Source organism: Pseudomonas sp. MWU12-2345, assembly GCF_023242385.1.
Taxonomy (GTDB): Bacteria; Pseudomonadota; Gammaproteobacteria; order Pseudomonadales; family Pseudomonadaceae; genus Aquipseudomonas; species Aquipseudomonas gingeri_D.
The window spans coordinates 799,287-818,680 of record NZ_JALLJA010000001.1 but is presented as its reverse complement, the minus strand read 5'-3'; the positions used below and the strand labels follow the sequence as shown (position 1 = coordinate 818,680).

The 19,394-nt window shown below is 64.9% G+C and carries 6 protein-coding genes; 2 read left to right on the top strand and 4 right to left on the bottom strand.

From position 1 onward, the window contains the following. Position 1 precedes the first annotated feature (1 nt). Positions 2–1,543, top strand: coding sequence for an AMP-binding protein (locus M5C71_RS03235; protein ID WP_248767176.1), 1,542 nt, complete (start codon positions 2–4; stop codon positions 1,541–1,543). A 41-nt stretch (positions 1,544–1,584) separates the two neighbouring features. Then, positions 1,585–2,925 (top strand): MFS transporter, encoded by a 1,341-nt coding sequence (locus tag M5C71_RS03230; RefSeq protein WP_247263496.1) that lies wholly within the window; start codon positions 1,585–1,587, stop codon positions 2,923–2,925. A gap of 108 nt (positions 2,926–3,033) precedes the next feature. Here M5C71_RS03230 and M5C71_RS03225 read toward each other — a convergent pair whose 3' ends face one another. The 4 genes from M5C71_RS03225 to M5C71_RS03210 all read right to left on the bottom strand — a co-directional run bounded on the left by M5C71_RS03225 (position 3,034) and on the right by M5C71_RS03210 (position 19,390). Next, positions 3,034–3,240, bottom strand: coding sequence for a hypothetical protein (locus M5C71_RS03225; protein WP_103499346.1), 207 nt, complete (start codon positions 3,238–3,240; stop codon positions 3,034–3,036). Positions 3,241–3,259: 19 nt separating this feature from the next. Next, the gene (gene adeC, locus M5C71_RS03220) at positions 3,260–4,678 is read right to left on the bottom strand and encodes an AdeC/AdeK/OprM family multidrug efflux complex outer membrane factor (RefSeq protein WP_247263495.1); all 1,419 of its coding nucleotides are present in this window, start codon (positions 4,676–4,678) and stop codon (positions 3,260–3,262) included. Further along, positions 4,678–5,505, bottom strand: coding sequence for a helix-turn-helix transcriptional regulator (locus M5C71_RS03215; RefSeq protein WP_103499344.1), 828 nt, complete (start codon positions 5,503–5,505; stop codon positions 4,678–4,680). The genes adeC and M5C71_RS03215 overlap by 1 nt, the downstream gene beginning before the upstream one ends. 283 nt (positions 5,506–5,788) lie before the next feature. Further along, the gene (locus M5C71_RS03210) at positions 5,789–19,390 is read right to left on the bottom strand and encodes a non-ribosomal peptide synthetase (RefSeq protein ID WP_248767175.1); all 13,602 of its coding nucleotides are present in this window, start codon (positions 19,388–19,390) and stop codon (positions 5,789–5,791) included. Positions 19,391–19,394: the final 4 nt, after the last annotated feature.

Here is a 19,394-nt window from a genome sequence, read left to right as displayed (position 1 = left end):
CATGAATATCGCCAACTGGCTGGAAGACACCGCCTTGCGTTGTCCGGAGCAACCCGCCTTGTTCGAAGGGCTGAGGCAAGTCGCCAACTATGGGGCCTTTGTGGCCCTGGTTCGGCACCGGGCCGCGTATCTGGTCAACGAGCACGGGATCGTCTCTGGTGATCGTGTCGCCCTGTTCATGCTGAACTGCTGTGAATACCTCGAGCTGCTCTACGCCATCTGGTGGGTCGGCGCCGTGGCGGTGCCGATCAACTGCAAGCTGCACCCTGTCGAGGTCAGCTGGATCGTCGAGAACGCCCAGGCCCGGCTGATTTTCACTGACGGTGGCGAGGTGTTCGCGCCCGATATCCCGCTGCCGGGTTGCCGAGAGCTGGATCGGGAAGACATGGGCGAGTTCGAGCCGGTGGCTTCGACGGCGCTGGATACCCCTTGTCTGCGTCATGCCGATGACCTGGCCTGGTTGTTCTACACCTCCGGCACCACCGGTCGATCCAAGGGCGTGATGCTGAGCCATGGCAACCTTATGGCCATGTCGCTGTGCTATCCGCTGGATGTGGACCCGGTCAGTGCCGAGGATGCCGTGGTCTATGCGGCGCCGATGTCCCACGGTGCCGGTCTCTACAACTTTATCCACGTGCGCCGTGGCGCGCGCCATGTGGTCCCTGAGTCCCGTGGCTTCAGGGCCGACGAGCTGTTCGGCCTGGCGAACTGGCTGGGCAATGTCAGTTTGTTCACGGCGCCCACCATGCTCAAGCGCATGGTCGAGCAGGCCCGCCGTCAAGGTTATAGCGGGGAGGGCATCAAGACGATTGTCTATGGTGGCGCTCCCATGTACCAGGCGGACCTGAAGGAGGCCCTCGTTACTTTCGGGCCACGACTGGTGCAGATCTATGGCCAGGGCGAGAGCCCGATGACCATCAGTGCCTTGTCCCGCCAGGTGATTGCCGATCGCAAACACCCCGAATGGGCGACGCTGACCGCGTCCGTGGGCCGCGCCCAGTCCTGCGTGGAAATCCGCATCCTCGATCCCGGGCACCGGCCGCTGCCGGTTGGTCAGATGGGCGAAATCGCCGTGCGCGGGCCCACCGTCATGCAAGGTTACTGGCGCAACGAGGCCGCAACGCGCCAGACCCTGGTGGAAGGCTGGCTGCTGACCGGTGACGTGGGCTTTGTCGACGAGGCCGGTTACCTGACGCTCACCGACCGCTCCAAGGATGTGATCATTTCCGGCGGCAGCAACATCTATCCCCGGGAAGTCGAGGAAGTGCTGGCACAGCACCCGGGGGTCTTTGAAGTCTGTGTGGTCGGCGAAACGGATGCACACTGGGGTGAATCGGTGGTAGCGTTCGTCGTCGCGCGCATCGCCGGGACGCTTGACGAGTCGTCGCTCAATGCCTGGTTCGTCGAGCGCATGGCCTCGTTCAAGAAGCCGAAGAAGTATGTCTTTCGCAGCGATCTGCCAAGAAACAGCTATGGCAAGGTCCTCAAGACCGAACTGCGCCTGTGGTTGAAGCACAGCGCCAATGACACCCTCGTTCCCTGAACAACCCTTTTACGGATAGCCATCAGACAGGAGTCCCTTCCATGGGAATGCAACACACAGACCCGGCCCGGCAACGACGCCGGGCGTTTATCGGTGCAACTTCCGGCCACCTGATCGAATGGTACGACTACGGCGTCTACGGCTTTCTCGCCGTCTATATCGGCCGGTCGTTCTTCGTCTCCGACGACCCCACCACCAGCCTGCTCGCCAGTTTCGCCGCCTTTGCCCTGAGCTTTTTCATCCGGCCGTTGGGCGGACTGTTCTTCGGCCCGCTGGCGGACAAGATCGGTCGACGCAAGACCCTGATCACGGTGCTGGTGATGATGGCCGGTTCCACCTGCCTGCTGGGGTTGTTGCCGACCTATGCAACCTTGGGGATTGCCGCGCCGATCCTGCTGGTGCTGATTCGTTGCGTGCAGGGTTTTTCCGCCGGCGGCGAGATCGGCACCATCACCAGCTTTATTTCCGAGTACGCGGGGCCAGGACGGCGAGGCTTTGCCACTTGCTGGCTGATGGTCACGGCGGTGCTTGGCCTGTTGCTCGGTGGCGCGGTGGCCAACGGCATGACCTGGACCCTGGGCGCAGAGCTGATGCAGGACTGGGGTTGGCGCATTCCCTTTTTGATGGCGGCGCCCCTGGGCCTGATCTCGATGTACATTCGCCTGAAGCTGGAAGACAGCCCCGAGTTTATCGCCTTGTTGCAGGCCGGGCAGACCTCGAAGGCGCCACTGCGGGAAGTCTGGCAGTGGAAACGGGCGATTGCCCTGGTGTTCTTTATCATCACCCTGCACAGCTCGATCTTCTACCTGGTACTGACCTTTGCCTCGACCTACATGTCGAGCATTCTCAAGTTCGACAGCGGCACGACCCTGCTCTACGTCTTTACCGCCAGCTTCTCGGCGGCCTTTGTCATGCCGTTCGGCGGGGCGTTCACCGACCGCTACGGGCGCAAGCCGTTTCTGCTGGTGGTGGGGACCCTGGCGACCCTGGCGATGTTCTGGCTGTTCAAGTCGGCGCCGACGGCCACGGCGGCCTCGTTTTTCTGGCCGCTGATGGCGGTGGCGATCCTGTTCGGGCTGTATGCCTCGTCGACCTACGCACTGATGAGCGAACTGCTGCCCACGCGCATCCGTTCCACCGGTATCGCGGTGGCGTACAACATTCCGGTGGCGGTATTCGGTGGCAGCGCGCCGCTGATTTCCACCTGGCTGATCAAGTTGACCGGGGACATTACTTCGCCCTGGTACTTCTATGTCGGCACGGGGGTGGTGTCGCTGATTGCGCTGGTGTTGTTGCGTCAGGGGGATTTTGTTGCCAGCACCGGTGCGGCCCAGACCCGCAAAGTGGTGCCGAGCGCCGCTGCACCGATGCCGGCCAGTTAATGAGATCTTGAGAACGCCACAACCTTGTAGGAGCAGGGCTTGCCCGCGAAGGCGTACTTGAGGCCGCCAAAAGTTTCGCGGGCAAGCCCTGCTCCTACAGGACCGTGTTCAGCCTTGATTGGGCACCGCTTCCCTGGGCGCCAGAATCAGGTCCCGCGCAGAATAGAAACCCTGCACCAACCGATTCTTGGCCCGGTACTCGCACAACACCAGCAGGGTCTCCGGGAGATGGGCGGCCGTTGAGCCGTGCTTGACCACCATTATCTTGCCGCCCGAGCGCAGGCGTACATGTGAACCAGGTTCGAATGTGCCCATCATCAGTGACCTCACAAGGTTACAAGGTTTTTTGTGTCCGCTGCGTCCAACCCCCACCGAGGGCCTTGTAGAGATTGACCTCGGCGGTCAGTTGCGACAGTCGATCGGTGATCAGGCTCTGCTGGGCGCTGAACAATGAGCGCTGGGCATCGAGAAAGGTCAGGCTGTTGTCGACGCCGATACGATAGCGGCGTTCCGCCAGGCGGTAATACTCCTGGTTGGCCTGTACCAGATCGTTCTGCGCTTTCAATTGGTTCTTGTAGGTCTGGCGTGCCGCCAGGCCATCGGAAACTTCCTGGAAGGCGGTCTGGATCGATTTCTCGTACTGCGAGACGCGGATGTCCTTCTGGATCTTCGAGTAATCCAGGCTCGCCTGCAGGCTGCCGGCGTTGAAAATCGGGATATTGATCTGCGGTTGAAACAGCCAGCCTCCCGAGCCGCCCTTGAACAGCCCGGACAGTTCATTGCTGGAAGTCCCGGCGTTGGCGGTCAGGGTGATGCTCGGGAAAAACGCCGCGCGGGCGGCCCCGATGCTGGCATTGGCCGACTGCAACTGATATTCGGCCTGGAGGATGTCCGGACGCCGTTGCAGCAGGTCCGAAGGCAGGCCGGCCGGTACTTCGGCGAGCCAGTCGGAGGCCAGTGGGCGGCTGGACGGGGTGTCCGCGACCGCGGTGCCCACCAGCAGGGTCAGGCTGTTGAGGTCCTGGGCGACCTGGCGCTGAAAGGTCGCCAGGCTGGTCCTGGCGCTTTCCACCGAGGTGCGCGACTGGGCCAGGGCCAGGGACGAGGTGGTGCCGACTTGCTGGCTGCGTTCGGTCAGGCGCAGGCTCTTCTCGTAGGAGCTGAGGGTGTCCTGGGTCAAGGCCAGCAGTTCCTGGTCGGCGCGCCAGGTCAGGTAGGCGTTGGCGACACTGGCCACCAGGCTCAACTGGGTGCTGCGCCGGGCTTCTTCGCTGGACAGATAGGTCAACGAGGCCTGGTCACTGAGGGCGCGGATGCGTCCGAACAGGTCCAGTTCATAGGAACTGATCCCCAGTGTTGCCGAATAGGTGCTGCTGGTCACCGCGCTGCCGGTTTGCGTGAGACTGGCCGGCAGGCGCTGGCGGGTGCCGCTGCCGTTGGCGCTGATCGCCGGGAACAGGTCGGCGCGCTGGATCTGGTATTGCGCCTGGTAGGCCTGGACATTGAGGGCCGCCACACGCAGGTCGCGATTGTTCAGCAGCGCGCTTTCGATCAGTTGTTGCAGCGTCGGATCGCGGAACAGCTCACGCCAGCCCACGTCCGCGGCCATCGTCCCGGAGAGAGCCGGGGCGTAGGCGGGTGTCTGCGGGTATTGTGCGGCGACTGGCGCGGCGGGGCGCTGGTAGTCCGGGATCAGCGAGCAGCCGCTCAGGGCAAAGGCCATGGCCACCCAGGGGCTCAGGGATTTGTTCATTATGCTCCTATCATCCACTTGGCCAACCCATGTCGCCCGCTGACACCCAGCTTGGCCGCGGAACGCTTGAGGTAGGTTTCGATGGAACTGTTCTTGACGCAGAGTTTTTCTGCGATCTCAGGTACGGTGCCGCCGGCCAGCAGCCCCAGGCAGACCTCTTTTTCCCGCACCGAGAGCGTGACCTCGCAAGCACTCAGACGCTCGTTGAACTCGCGCTGCAACTGCGTCTGTTCCAGGGCAACCAGGTTGCGTGGGCTGGACCCACTCGGGCTTTTTGCGCTGGATTGGCGATGGGCACGGGCATGTCGCTCCGTCAGGGGCAACAAGGTCTCGGAGAGGTATTTCAGAAAGGACAGCTCTTGCAGGGTGAAGTCGCGATCCACCCGTGGGCGGTGCAGCGAAATCACACAGCAACGATTGGCCTTGCGCGAAATCAGGCTGCACTGATGGGATGTGCCGAGGCAGTTATTGTCCTTCTCGTTTTTCATCCGGGCATTGAGGTGGATCAGCAGGGCGTCTTCCACTTCCAGCACGCGCTTGACCAAGGGATGGTCGTTGCGGTGCTTGGCATTGGTTGGGCAGACCGCTTGCATCTGCGGGCTCAACTCAAGACCGGCGTAGCCCAGCAACTGGACATCGACAACCGCCGATTGGGCGTCGTCGACGGTCCATTCGCTCAGTTCAACCCGGCTGACCGCCACCGAAGCGTTGATCAGTTGGTGCATGTTCGTCAGGAATGTTTCATTGCCGACGCTGGAAACCAGTTTCCCCAGCTCCAGGTAAATGTGGCTTTTCTCTACATCTTTGGCATTCGTTTGTTGGTTCATATGCTGATCCTGCATATCAGAAGTAGCTTGCAATCCTGTCGTCGGGGAGTACGAAGTCCGTCCGCCTCCCCGGGACGCTCAAACCATTTCTAGCCTTGATACCTGGAAGTTCAGGTATCACCCGTGAATCCCTTCACAAAAACGATTCAGTCAGTAGTGATAATTAAGCTCAGTTAAGTAGGAAAAGTCTGTAGTGGAAAACAGGGACATCCTACGCCTCCGGTCCGGCGCTGTTTAGCTGACGCTGACATTTTTGAGAATGAAACGCGCTTCTCCATCCGTTTCATGACTGGGCCCCCGTCTTCAACGCCTGGGAAATCGCCTGCCCCAGCGCGCTGACATAAGGGGCCTTGACCAGTGTGTTGTGGGTTCCGGGCAGCGCTGTGACGCTTGGCGGGGTCCCGAGCAACGCCCCCCAGCCCAGCAGCGGGTCGCTGCGTTCCTGCCCGCTGGCGGTAAACAGCGTGACCTTGAGCGGGATGGCCGGGCTGACATAGGCGCCGACGGCCAGGCGCGTCGCATAGGCCACCGCGAGGTGGCTGCGCAACAAGCCGGCATCGACGTCCTGGGGCAGCTCCTCCGGCAGCAGCCGGTGGCTCATGCACAGGGCCAGCATCGCCTCGATGGCTTCTTCTTGGGCCAGCTCGGTCAGTTGTCGGCGCACATCCGGGTCGACCTGCCCGGGCAGCCAGGCCATCAGGAATTGCCCTTCGCTCAAGGACTCCGGCGCGGCCTGTTCAGGGCGGGCCGAGGCGTCGATGATGCCGAGGAACTCCAACTGCTCGCCGCCGGCTTGCAGCTGACGGGCCATTTCATAGGCGATCAGGCCGCCGGCCGACCAGCCGGCGAGGCGGTAAGGCCCTTGCGGCTGGATCTGGCGAATCGCCGCCAGGTAACGCGCGGCCATGGCCGGCACTTCGAACAAGGGTGTTTCGCCGGCGACCAGGCCACTGGCGGCCAGGCCGTAGAGCGGCACCTGTGGGTCGAGCACCGGGGCCAGGTCGCGGACATATTGCACTTCGCCGCCCAGGGGGTGGACCAGGAACAGCGGCCGTTGCGAGCCGGTACGGCGTACCGGCACCAGATTGCTGTGCTGACCGGGGCGCGTCTGGCCGTCCAGGGTCCGGGCGAAACCGGCGATGGTCGGTTCGACGAACAGATCGCGCACGGCAATCGGCTTGCCGAGCACCTTGCGCAAGCGCGAGGCCATTTGCACCGCCATCAGCGAAATACCGCCGAGGCTGAAGAAGTCGTCATGCCGGCTGACGTTCTCCAGCTTGAACAGGTCCTTCCAGAGGTTGGCGATGGCGATTTCGGTATCGCCCTGGGGCGCTTCGTAAGGCAGAGCCTCGGACGGCTGTGCTTCAACGGCGGCGGGGACTGCCTCGGCATGGGCCGCACGCGGTAGTGTCGGGGTGTTCTCCAGCACCTGGCCGATCGTCTGCTGCGCGCCGGCCACCAGGTTTTCCAGGACCTTGGCAAACAGCCCGGCGATGGCCTCCACCGTCGCGGTGTCGAACAGGTCGCTGGCGTATTGCAGGCTGCCGCCGATGTGATCGGCGGTGTCCACCAGCGATAACGACAGGTCGAACTGAGTGGTGCGGTGCGCGCTGTCCAGGGACTCGACCTGCAGGCCGGGCAGTTGCAGCGGTGCCGGCGGGGTGTTGTCCAGGCTCAGCATCACCTGGAACAATGGGCTATGGCTCATGCTGCGGGTCGGCTGCAAGGCACTGACCACCTGCTCGAACGGCAGGTCCTGATGGCTGTAGGCCGCCAGTGTCAGGTCCTTGATCCGCACGAGCAGCTCGGCGACACGGGTGTCGGCTCCGCCGGCAACGCGCAGCGCCAGGGTGTTGGCGAAGAAACCGATCAACGGCTCCAGTTCCGGACGTTGACGGTTGGCCACCGGGGTACCGACCACCACATCGTTCTGGCCACTCAGATGACTCATCAGCACCGACCAGCCGGCCAGCAGGACCATGAACAGCGTGCTGCCCTGGGCCTGGCTGAAGGCGCGCAGGTCGGCGCTCAAGGTCGGCGAGAAGGCGCAGTTGACGATCCCACCGGCATAACTCTGGATGGCCGGACGCGGACGATCCAGTGGCAGGTTCAGCAGGCTCGGCGCACCTTCCAGATGCTGGCGCCAGAAGTCGACCTGGGCTTGCAGCGCCGGTCCGTCGAGGGACTGGCGCTGCCAGGCGGCGTAGTCCACGTATTGCAGGGCCAGGGCCGGCAACGGGTCCTTTTGGCCTTGGCTGAACGCGGTGTACAGCACGCTCACCTCATGGGCCAGGACACTGTTGGACCAGCCGTCGGAGACGATGTGATGCAGGGTGATCAACAGCACGTGCTCTTCGTCGGCCATTTGCAGCAGCAAACCACGCAGCAATGGCCCCTGGCTCAGGTCGAACAACTGTGTCGCACTGTCCTGACCGAGGCGGGCCAGGGTCGCCGCGCGTTCATCACTCGGCAATTCGCGCAGGTCCTCTTGTGCCAGCGGGAAGCGGGTATCGGCCGGAGCGATTTTCTGCAGCGGTTCGCCGTCCACCAGTTCAAAGCGTGTGCGCAGGGTTTCGTGGCGTGCCACCAGGCGATCCAGGGTGGCGTGCAAGGCGGCCTTGTCCAGCGTGCCGGTCAGGCGCAATGCCGTCGGCAAGTGGTAGGCGGCGCCGGCGGCGTGATCCAGGTGATCGAGGAACCACAGGCGTTGCTGGGAGAACGACAACGGCAGGCGGCCCGAGCGGTTGGCCAGGGGAATCGATTGCGCTTCGCTCGGTGCCGAGGCGTTGACCAGTGAGGCCAGGCCCCGCACGGTCGGTGCGTCGAACAGCTCGCGCAGGGTGATTCGCGCGCCGAGCTTGCGCCGCAGCCGCGAGAGCAACTGCACGGCCAGCAGCGAATGGCCGCCCAGTTCGAGGAAACCGTCGTTGCGCCCGACCTGATCCAGGTGCAGCAAGCCTTTCCAGATCTCGGCGATGGCCAGTTCGGTATCGCCTTGCGGCGCCTCGTAGGCCTTGCTGGCCAGGGCGTCCTGGCCGGGGGCGGGCAGGGCACGGCGGTCGAGCTTGCCGTTGGCGGTCAGCGGCAGGGCGTCCAGATGGACGAAGGCGCTCGGCACCATGTACTCGGGCAGGTGCTTGAGCAGCTCGCTGCGCAGGTGTTCGGCCGGAACCGGCTCGCCACAGACATAGGCGACCAGGCGCTGGTTCTCCGAATCACCCTGGCTGTCGTCGCGGGAGATGACGATCGCTTCGCGCAGACCCGGGACGGCCAGCAGGGCGTTTTCGATTTCACCCAGCTCGATACGGAAACCGCGGATCTTCACCTGGAAGTCGTTACGGCCCAGGTACTCCAGGGTGCCGTCGGCCAGCCAGCGGCCAAGGTCACCAGTTTTGTAGAGGCGGGCATGCGGGGCGTCGGAGAAACGGTCGGCGATAAAACGTTCCGCGCTCAGTTCGTCGCGATTGAGGTAACCACGGGCCACACCGGCACCGCCGATATGGATTTCCCCGGCCACGCCCAGCGGTGCAGGTTCGCCACGGGTATCGAGGACATACACCTGGACATTGGCAATCGGCCGGCCGATGCTCGGTTTTTCACCGAGGTCACGGATCAGGTCGATGGTGGCGTCGACCGTGCATTCGGTCGGGCCGTACATGTTGTAGAAGCGGATGGTCGGGCAGTTGCGCAGCTTTTCCCAGGTGCTGGCGTTGATCGCTTCGCCACCCAGCAGCACGCTGATCGGCTGGTAGCTGCTGCGTTCCAGCAGGCCGGCGGAGAGCAGGGTATCGAGCTGCGACGGGGTCGAGTCGAAGGCATGCACCCGGTGCTGTTCAAGGAAGTCCAGCAGCTCGCCGCCACTGGCGCGGATCAGTTGCGGGATGATCACCAGCTTGTGGCCGGAGAACAGCTGCGAGATGCCCTTGATCGACATGTCGAAGAAGAACCCGGCGTTAAGGGCCACGGTAGCTGGCGTCGGGCAATGCTGGTGGGTGGTGCGGGTCAGCACGTTCCAGAAGTTGAACACCGAACGGTGCTCGACCATCACGCCCTTGGACTGGCCGGTGGAACCGGAGGTGTAGATGACATAGGCCAGGTTTTCCGGCGTCAGGCCTGGAACCGTCGGGTTGGCATCGAAAGCCTCATCGTCAGCGGCACGTAGCGACTCGGCGGTATCGAGCAGCAACAGCGGCGTGTCGCCAGCCGGCAGGGTGAGGGCTGTTTGAGTTAGCAGAGCGCGTGGTTGGCTGTCCTGCAACATGAAGGCCATGCGGTCGGCCGGGTGGGCCGGGTCGATAGGCACATAGGCCGCACCGGCCTTGAGCACACCCAGCAGACCGACAATCATGTCCAGGCTGCGTTCGGCGCAGATGGCCACGCGTTCGTCCGGCCGTACACCGAGGGCCAGCAGTTGCCGGGCCAGATGGTTGGCGCGGCGGTTGAGCTGGCGATAGCTCAGTTGCCGGTCTTCGCAGACCAGGGCCACGGCGTCGGGATTGGCACGGACCTGGCTTTCGAACAGGGCATGGATCGGCTCTGCCGGCGCAAACGCGGTAGCGGTGTTGTTGAAGCTGTTGAGCAGCAGTTGCCGCTCGGCTTCGGGCACGACGTCCAGGCTGCTGGCCAGACGTGCCGGGTCTTGCTCAAGCGCCTCGACCAGCTCGGCAACGGCCTGGCCAAGATAGGCGGCGATACAGTGGGGGTCGATACCACTGATGGATTGCGCGGTCAGGGAGAAACCGCTGGCCACGTTCGCTACGGCAATCTCGATCGGGTAGTTGGTGCGGGTTTCAGAGGCGATGAAGTGGATACCTTCATGCTCGCCCATGTCCTCGACGTTCTCCCCGGAGGCATTCACCAGGTCGCCGTGACGGCAGTTGAGGATCACCGTGAACAACGGCAACGACGCATCCACCGCACTGCAACGCTGGGCCAGGGCCAACGGCGCCTGCTCGTGGGTAAGGAGTTCACTGAGCTGCTGGTAGGCGTCCTGGACGATATCGCCCACGCTGTGGTGTTGCAGGCGAATACGCATCGGCAGGGTGTTGATGAACATTCCCAGCGCATGGTCGGCACCGGTGGTGCCCTGGGAGCGCCCGGACAACACGGTACCGAAGATCCCGTCGTCGCGCCCGCTGGTGGCCGCGACCACCAGGCCCCAGGCCGCATGGAACAGCACCGAGGTCGGTACGCCCTGGGCGCGCGCGGTGCGATAGACCCGGGCACTGAGATCTTCGCTCAAGTGCTGCACCGCACGCTGGATCCCGGCGCCGTTGCCGCGAACATCGAGCACGCCATAAGGCGCGGTGGTGGCATCGACATCGGCCAGCAGGCGGCGGAAGTAGGCCTCATGCTCGGCTTGGGAAACGCTGGCGGCCTGGGCGATGAAATTGCGGTAGGGCTGCGACGGCGGCAGGCTGTCGGCCTGGCCGGCCAGCACCGCCTGGATCTCCAGCATGATCAGGCGCAAGGTGACGTTGTCGCTGACCAGGTGGTGGTCGAGCAATGCCAGCAGCCACTGTTCGCGCCGGGCATCGTAGGTGATATGCGCGGCGATCAGCGGTGCCTGTTGCAGATCCAGGCGCAGATGATGGGTGTCGGTACGCTGGCGTAACGTCTCCAGGGCGTCTTCACCGGGTGCTGTCTCCAGGTTGATCACCGGCAGTTGGGCCCGGCGATGAACCACCTGCACCGGTTGCGGCAGGCCGTGCCAGCGCAGGGCGGTGCGCAGGATGTCATGGCGGTTGATCACCACCTGCACGGCGGCGAGGAAGTTGTCCAGCAGCGTGCGAGTGGTAAAGGTCACCACGGTGCGCATCAGGTAGGCGTCGCCTTCGGACTGCAACAGGTGGTGGAAGAGGATGCCTTCCTGCAAGGACGACAGCGGGTAGATGTCCTGCACGTTGGCGGCGCCGCCCGGAACATCAGAGACGATTTGTTCGATCTCCTGCGGGCTCAGCGTCACCAGCGGCAGCATCTGCGGGGTCAGGGTGGTGCAATCGGCCGGGATCAGGTTGGCCGGGACCACCCGTTCGGCACGGCTGCCGCCGGCGAGGACGGTGGCCATGGCCTGCAGGGTTGGCGCCGAGAACACGGTGCGCACATCCAGTTGCAGACCGGCCTGGCGCAAGCGTTCGATCAGGCTGATCACCAGGAAGGAGTGACCGCCGAGTTCGAAGAAGTGATCCTGGCGACCGACCCGCTCAACGCCGAGCAATTCCTGCCAGGCAGAGGCCAGGGTGGTTTCGATCGCCCCCAGCGGTGCTTCGTAGTGGCGGCTGACGGCGGCGGACAGGTCCGGTGCCGGCAGGGCCGTACGGTCGAGCTTGCCGTTGGTGGTCAACGGCCAGGCCGCGAGGGTCACGAAGGCGCTCGGCAGCATATGTTCGGCCAGCACGCCGGCCAGTTGGCCGCGCAGGGCAGAGGACTCGGGAGCGCTGCCGTCTTCGGCGATCAGGTAGGCCACCAGGCGTTTGTCGCCGGGTTGGTCCTCACGGACGATCACCAGGGCTTCGCGGACTTCGGCACAGGCCAGCAGTTGCGCCTCGATTTCACCCAGTTCGATACGGAAACCGCGGATCTTGATCTGCGAGTCGTTGCGGCCGACGTAGACCACGCCGCCATCGGTGCGGTAACGGGCGACGTCGCCGGTGCGATACAGGCGGGCACCCGGCACATCGGAGTAAGGGTCGGCGATAAAGCGTTCGGCGTTCAGCGCGTCACGGTTCAGGTAATGCCGGGCGACCCCGGCGCCACCGATATAGATCTCTCCATTGACGCCCACCGGCACCGGTTGCTGGTAGTCATCGAGGATGCGCAGGCACAGGTCCGGCAGCGCCGGGCCGATCAGGCTCGGTGCGGCGGTGTCGATCTCGGCCTGGCTGACCGGGTAGTAGGTGGCGTGCACGGTGATCTCGGTGATGCCGTACATGTTCACCAGGCGGGTGCGCGACAGCGGGGTACTCGCGGTCCACGGCCGCAGGCTGCGAAAGTCCAGGGCCTCGCCGCCGAAGATGACTTCGCGCAGGCTGTGTTCTGCCTCGCTGCGGCCGCGCGCCTCGATAAACTGGCGGAAGGCGCTCGGCGTCTGGTTCAGCACGCTGACCTGCTGCTGGCAGACCAGGGCATAGAAGTCATCCGGCGAACGGGCCACGTCACTCGGCACGATCACCAGCTTGCCGCCGTAACTCAGGGCGCCCCAGATTTCCCAGACCGAGAAGTCGAAGGCGAAGGAGTGGAACAGCGTCCAGGTGTCGCTGTGGTCGAAGTCGAACAACTCGGCGGTGGTGTCGAACAGCCGCGCGACATTGCCGTGCTCCACCAGCACGCCCTTGGGCAAACCGGTGGAGCCCGAGGTGTAGATGACATAGGCCAGGTGCTGCGGCGCCAGGCCCAGTTCGTCGGCCTGCGGGTTGAGGTCCAGGTTGCTGTCAGCGGCGGCGTCTTCGCGGTTCAACTCGTCGAGTTTCAGCACCGGCACGTTATGCGCCAGCAGGGCATCGAGGCAGGCCGTCTGTGCGAGCAACGCCACCGGTGCGCTGTCGTCCAGCAGGTAGGCGAGGCGTTCGGCCGGGTAGGCCGGGTCCAGCGGCACGTAGGCGGCACCGGCCTTGAGCACGGCCAGCACTGCGCAGAGCATGTCGACGCCGCGCAGGGAGAGGATCGCCACCCGATCATCCGGGCGCACCCCCTGGGCGAGCAGGGCGCGGGCAATGCCGTTGGCGCGGCGGTTGAGGGCCTGGTAAGTCAGGGTCTGTTCGCCGAACACCAGGGCGGTGCGCTGCGGGTGATGGGCCGCCTGGGTTTCGAAACGCTGGTGAATCAGTTGCTCGACAGCGAACGTCGCTTTCGGCGGCAGAAGCGCTGGCGAGGCCTGGCGTTGCGCGGGGGTGAGCAATGGCAGGCCGAGTACCGGTTGCGCAACATCTTCGATCATCGCTTCCAGCAGGATCTGGAAGTGCTGGGCGAAGCGCTCGACGGTGGCGCGGTCGAACAGGTCGCTGGCGTACTCGATCACCCCGGCCAGGGTACCGTTGCTGCTGCCGAGGGTCAGCATCAGGTCGAATTGCGCGGTTTCATGGGCCTGGGCCACGGGCACCAGGCTCAGGCCCGGCAGGCTCAGTTCGACGCCAGCCGGGGTATTGTCCAGCGACAGGGCGACCTGGCACAACGGGTTGTGGCTCAGGGAGCGTGGCGGCTGCAAGGCCTCGATCACTTGCTCGAACGGAATGTCCTGGTGTTCGTGGGCCGCCAGGGTGGTCTGGCGGACCTGCTCCAGCAGTTGCGCCACGCTCGGGTCCTGCCCGAGGTCGACGCGCAGGGCCAGGGTGTTGACGAAGAAACCGATCAGGTTTTCGGTTTCGGTCCGGCCGCGGTTGGCGGTCGGTACGCCGATCACCACGTCGCGCTCGTTGCCCAGGCGCGCCATCAGCACTGACCAGGCACTGAGCAGGCCCATGAACAGGGTGATGTTGTGGGCCTGGCAGAAGCGCTCCAGGCGTTGGTACAGCGCGGCATCGATCTGTACCGGTACGTCGCCGCCACGGTAGCTCTGCACTGCGGGGCGTGGCCGGTCGGTGGGCAGGGACAGCAGCGCCGGGGCGCCGCCCAGGTGCCCACGCCAGAACTCGGCCTGTTCGGCCAGGCGCTCGCCGGTGAAGGTGCGGCGCTGCCACGCCGCGTAGTCGGCATACTGGATCGACAGGATCGGCAGCGGGTCTTCCTGCTGCTGGTTGAAGGCTTGGTAAAGGGCGGCGAACTCCTTGACCAGCACCCCCACCGACCAACCGTCGGAGATGATGTGGTGCTGGGTGATCAGCAGGATGTGTTCGTCATCCGCCAGGCGCAGCAGGCGCCCGCGAATCAGCGGACCCTGGCGCAGGTCGAAGGGCGCCGTGGCTTCGCTGTTGCCAATGCGCGAGGCGCTGAGGCTGGCCTGCTCGTAGGACAGCGTGCGCAAGTCCTGCTCGGCCAGGGCGAAACCGCAGTCCGCCGGGGCGATAATCTGCACCGGCTGTTCGCCGTGGCGTTCGAAGGTGGTGCGCAGGCTTTCGTGACGCGCCACCAGGCGGTCGAGGGCGGCCTTGAGTGCGACGTGGTCGAGATTGCCGCGCAACAGCAGCGACATCGGCATGTGATAGGCACTGCTGGCGCCGGGATCGAGCTGGTCGAGGAACCACAGGCGTTGCTGGGAGAACGACAGCGCCAAGGGCGCGCTACGCTCGACCGGCTCGATGCTGTCGGTTTCGGTCGCTTGCAGGCCGCCGACCACCCGCGCCAGTTCGGCCACGGTCGGGTGGCTGAACAGCTGGCGCAGCATCATCTCGCCGCCCAGTTGCTGACGTACCCGGGAAACCAGTTGCGCGGCCAGCAGGGAGTGGCCGCCGAGTTCGAAGAAGCCGTCATGCCGGCCCACGCGTTCCAGGCCCAGCAGTTCCTGGAATATCTGCGCCAGGGCCAGTTCGGTGGCGCCTTGCGGTGCGGTGTAGCCGCGCTCGGACATGGCATCCAGGTCCGGCGCCGGCAGCGCGTCCTGGTCCAGCTTGCCGTTGCCGGTCAGCGGATAGGCCGCCAGGCTGACAAAGGCGCTGGGGATCATATAGTCGGGCAGGGTGGCGCCCAGTTGTTTGCGCAAGGCCGCGATTTCCAGGCGGACCGACGGCTTGGCGATCAGGTAGGCGATCAGGCGCTTGCCCTGGCCCACGTCATCGCGAGCCAGGACCCGGGCTTCGCGCACGCCGTCACAGGCCAGCAGCTTGGCCTCGATTTCCCCCAGCTCGATACGGAAACCGCGAATCTTCACCTGGGCGTCCATCCGACCCAGGTGAATGATCTCGCCGTTGTCCAGCAACTTGCCCAGGTCCCCGGAGCGATACAGGCGCTCACCGGGACGCAGCGGGTCGGCGATAAAACGTTCGGCGGTCAGCTGCTCACGGTTCAGGTAACCGCGACCGACCCCCAGGCCGCCGACACAGATTTCCCCGGCCACGCCGATGGGCAGCAGGCGCTGCTGGGCGTCGAGGACATAGGCCACGGTGGTCGGGATCGGTCGGCCGACATTGGAGATACCGGCAGCGATATCCGCCGCCGCGATGGCCTTGTAGGTCACGTGCACGCAGGTTTCGGTGATGCCGTACATGTTTACCAGCGCCACATGGGCGAAGGCTTGATGGAAGGCGTCGAGCTTGCCCAGCTCCAGGCTTTCACCGCCGAAGATCACATAACGCAGGTGTTCCAGGCGCACATCGCTGCGGGCCAGGGCGGCGCCGCTGAGCTGCAGGAAGGCCGACGGGGTCTGGTTGAGCACCGTCACCTGTTCGCGTTCGAGGAAACCCAGCAGCTCCGCCGGATCGCGGCGCAGGGCTTCGGGGACCAGGGTCAGGCGGCCACCATGGAGCAGGGCGCCGTACATCTCCCAGACCGAGAAGTCGAAGGCGTTGGAGTGGAACAGCGACCAGACATCCTCGGCGTTGAAGGCGAATTCCGAGCGATTGTTGTGCATCAGCCGCACGACGTTGCGGTGTTCCAGCAGCGCACCCTTGGGTTCGCCGGTGGATCCCGAGGTGTAGATCACATAGCAGAGATGATCCGGGGCGTTGAGGTTGGGCAGGTTGGCCGAATACCGGGCGTTGTGGGGCGCCGCATGGATCGATTCGGGCGCGAAGACTTCAATGCCGAGCGCCAGCAGCGCGGGGCTGATGTCCTGGCCGGCGATGGCCTTGCTGGCACCGCTGTCGCGCAACACATAGGCGATACGTTCAGCCGGCGAAGCGGGATCGATCGGCACATAGGCGGCGCCGGCCTTGAGCACCGCCAGGGTGGCGATGATCATCGCCAGCGAGCGCTCCAGGGCAATGGCCACCAGTTCCTGCGGTTGCACGCCCGCGTCGCGCAGACTGTGGGCCAGGCGGTTGGCCTGTTCGTTGAGTTGGCGATAGCTCAGGTGTTCCTCGCCGAGGTTGACGGCAATGTTGTCCGGGGTCAGGCGCGCCTGTTCCTCGAAGATCTGGTGCAGGGTCAGGCTGTCGGGCCAGGCGGCTTCGGTATTGTTGAAGTCGAGGACCTGCCGCTGGCGCTCGGCCGCATCCAGCAGGGCGACGTCGTCGACACGCTGTTGCGGGGTGTCGACAAAGGCCTGCAACAGGCGCACGTAGTGACGCATCAGTTGCTGGATAAATTCAGGGTCGAAGAAGTCGGCGTTGTAGGCCAGGTGACCATTCCAGTGTTGCTCGCCGGCACTGATCAACAGGTGCAGGTCGTTCTTGCCGTAGCCCAGGTTGGTTTCCAGGCTGTTGACCGCAAGCCCGGCGATCAAGGTGCGGCTGTCACTGACCTGCTGGAAGTTGAACAGCACGTCGAACAGCGCGGTGCGGCTCATGTCCTTGGCCGGATTGAGGGCCAGTACCAACTGGTCGAACTGCATGTGGCGATGGCGGCGCGCATCGGCCAGGGTGCCGGCGGTCTGTTCCAGCAGGGTTTGCAGAGTGGTGTCGCTGTCGCAGGTACCGCGGATCACCAGCAGGTTGTCCAGCGGGCCGACCACGTCTTGCAGGGCCGGTTCGCGGCAGGCTGCCGTAGTGCCGATGACCAACTCGTCGTGCCCGGCATAGCGCCGCAGCAGGGCGGTGAAGGCGCTCAGCGCCAGGCTGTCGGTACTGACGCCGACTTCCCGGGCCAGCTCGCCGAGGCGCTTGACCAGCGCCGCCTCGATAACGAACTCATGGGTGGCTTCGCTGAAGACATGCACCGCCGCCCGTGGGCGGTTGAGTGGCAGCTCCAGAGCTTGCAGCTTGCCGCGCAGTTGATAGCTCCAGTAGGCCCGCAGGTTTTCGCGCACGGCGGCCGGCAACTGGCGCTGCCAGGCGGCGAAGTCGCCGTAACCCAGGGACAGCGCCGGCAGCGTGGCTTCGCGCTCGGCGCAGGCGGCTTCATAGAGGGCCAGCAGGTCGCGCTTGATCAATTGCATCGACGTGCGGTCGGCCAGCAAGTGGTGCACGGCCAGGGCCAGCACGGCGTTTTTCTCGTCCGCGCGAATCAGGCTGGCACGCACCAGGCTGCCGCCGTTCATGTCCAGGGGACGGCGGGTTTCGGCCAGGGCCAGGGCCGTCAGGTTGCCCGGAGCACCCTGGAGCTGTTCCAGCACCAGGCTCGCCGGGCCGTCAAAGCTCTGCCAGGCGCTGGCACCGTCGGAATGCACCCGGCAGCGCAGGATGGCGTGGCGGGCCAGCAGCCCGTCGAGGGCGGTTTGCAGGGCCGGGACCTGCAGTTCGCCGAAGATCTCCAGCAGCAGCGCGACGTTGTGATAGACCGGGTTGGCCTCGTACAGGTAGCCGGTTTCGAAGGTGTCGACGAACCAGACCCGTTCCTGGTGATAAGACAGCGGCAGCCGTGCCGGGACTGGCACCAGCGCGCTGACCTCGGGTAGCGCCAGGGCGGCGTCCAATTCCAGGGCGCCGAGTCGGGTTTGCGGGGCTTCGGTGAAGCACTGCAGCAGGCGTTCGAAGCGCGCCGCCAGGCGTTCGACGGTACTGGCGTCGAACAGGGCGGTGGAATACGACAGGCTGCAGGACAGGCTCGCGCCGCCTTCGTCGATATGTAACGACAGGTCGTGCTGGGTGTTGTCCTTGTGCGACGGCAGGAACTCCAGGTTCAATCCCGGCAATTGCAACTGCCCGCCGGCACCGCCGGCGTTGGTGTAGAGCATGGTCTGGAACACCGGACTGTAGCTGGCGCTGCGAGGTGGCTTGAGGGCCTCGACCACTTGCTCGAACGGGGTGTCCTGGCGGCTGGCGGACTCCAGCAGCAGTTCCTTGACCTGTTGCAGCACCTGGTCGAGGGTCGGGTTGGCGTCCAGGCGCACCCGCAGGGCCAGGGTGTTGACGAAGAAACCGATCAACGCCTGCACGTCCTGGCGGTCGCGGTTGGCGGTCACGGTGCCGATCACCACGTCCTGCTGGCCACTGATCCGGCCCAGCAGGACCGCCCAGGCGGCCATCAGGGTCATGAACGGGGTCGCGGCACGGGACTGGGCGAAGCGGGTGATGGCCGCGGACAGGGCCACGGGCAAATCGAAGCTCAGGGTCTCGCCACGGTAGCTCTGCACCGCCGGACGTGGCCGGTCGGTGGGCAACGCAAGCAAGGCCGGGGCGCCGGCCAGGTGACTGCGCCAGAACTCGACGTGCTGGCTCAGGCGTTCGCCTTCCAGGTGCCGGCGTTGCCAGGCCGCGTAGTCGGCGTATTGCAGGGCCAGGGCCGGCAGGGGATCGGCCTGGCCGGTGCTGAAGGCCTGGTACAGCGCGGCGAACTCCTTGACCAGCACCCCGATGGACCAGCCGTCGGAGATGATGTGGTGCTGGGTGATCAGCAGGCGGTGTTCATCGTCGGCCAGGCGCAGCAGGCTGCCACGGATCAGCGGCCCGCTCAGCAGGTCGAAGGGCGTCGTGGCTTCGCGTTCGCTCAACTGGGCGGCCTGTTCTGCCGCCAGCTCGACGGACAGGTGGCGCAGATCGTGCTCCGCCAGGCTGAAGCCGCAGTTGGCCGGCGCGATGATTTGCACCGGCTGCTCGCCGTCACGGCGGAAGGTGGTGCGCAGGCTTTCATGGCGGGCCACCAGTTGATCGAGGGCGGCCTTCAGTGCGTTGTGGTCAAGGCTGCCGCGCAGCACCAGTGCCGCCGGCATGTGGTAGGCGGCGCTGGCCGTCGGGTCCAGCTGATCGAGGAACCACAGGCGTTGCTGGGCGAACGACAGCGCCAACGGACCTTCGCGGTCCACGGCAACCATGTCGTCCGAGGTGGTATCGACGGTCCGCGTGGCGCCGCGCTGCTTGAGCAGGCGCAGCATGGCGGCACGTTTCAACTGGTCGAGACTATCGTTATGTGAGTTCAATTTA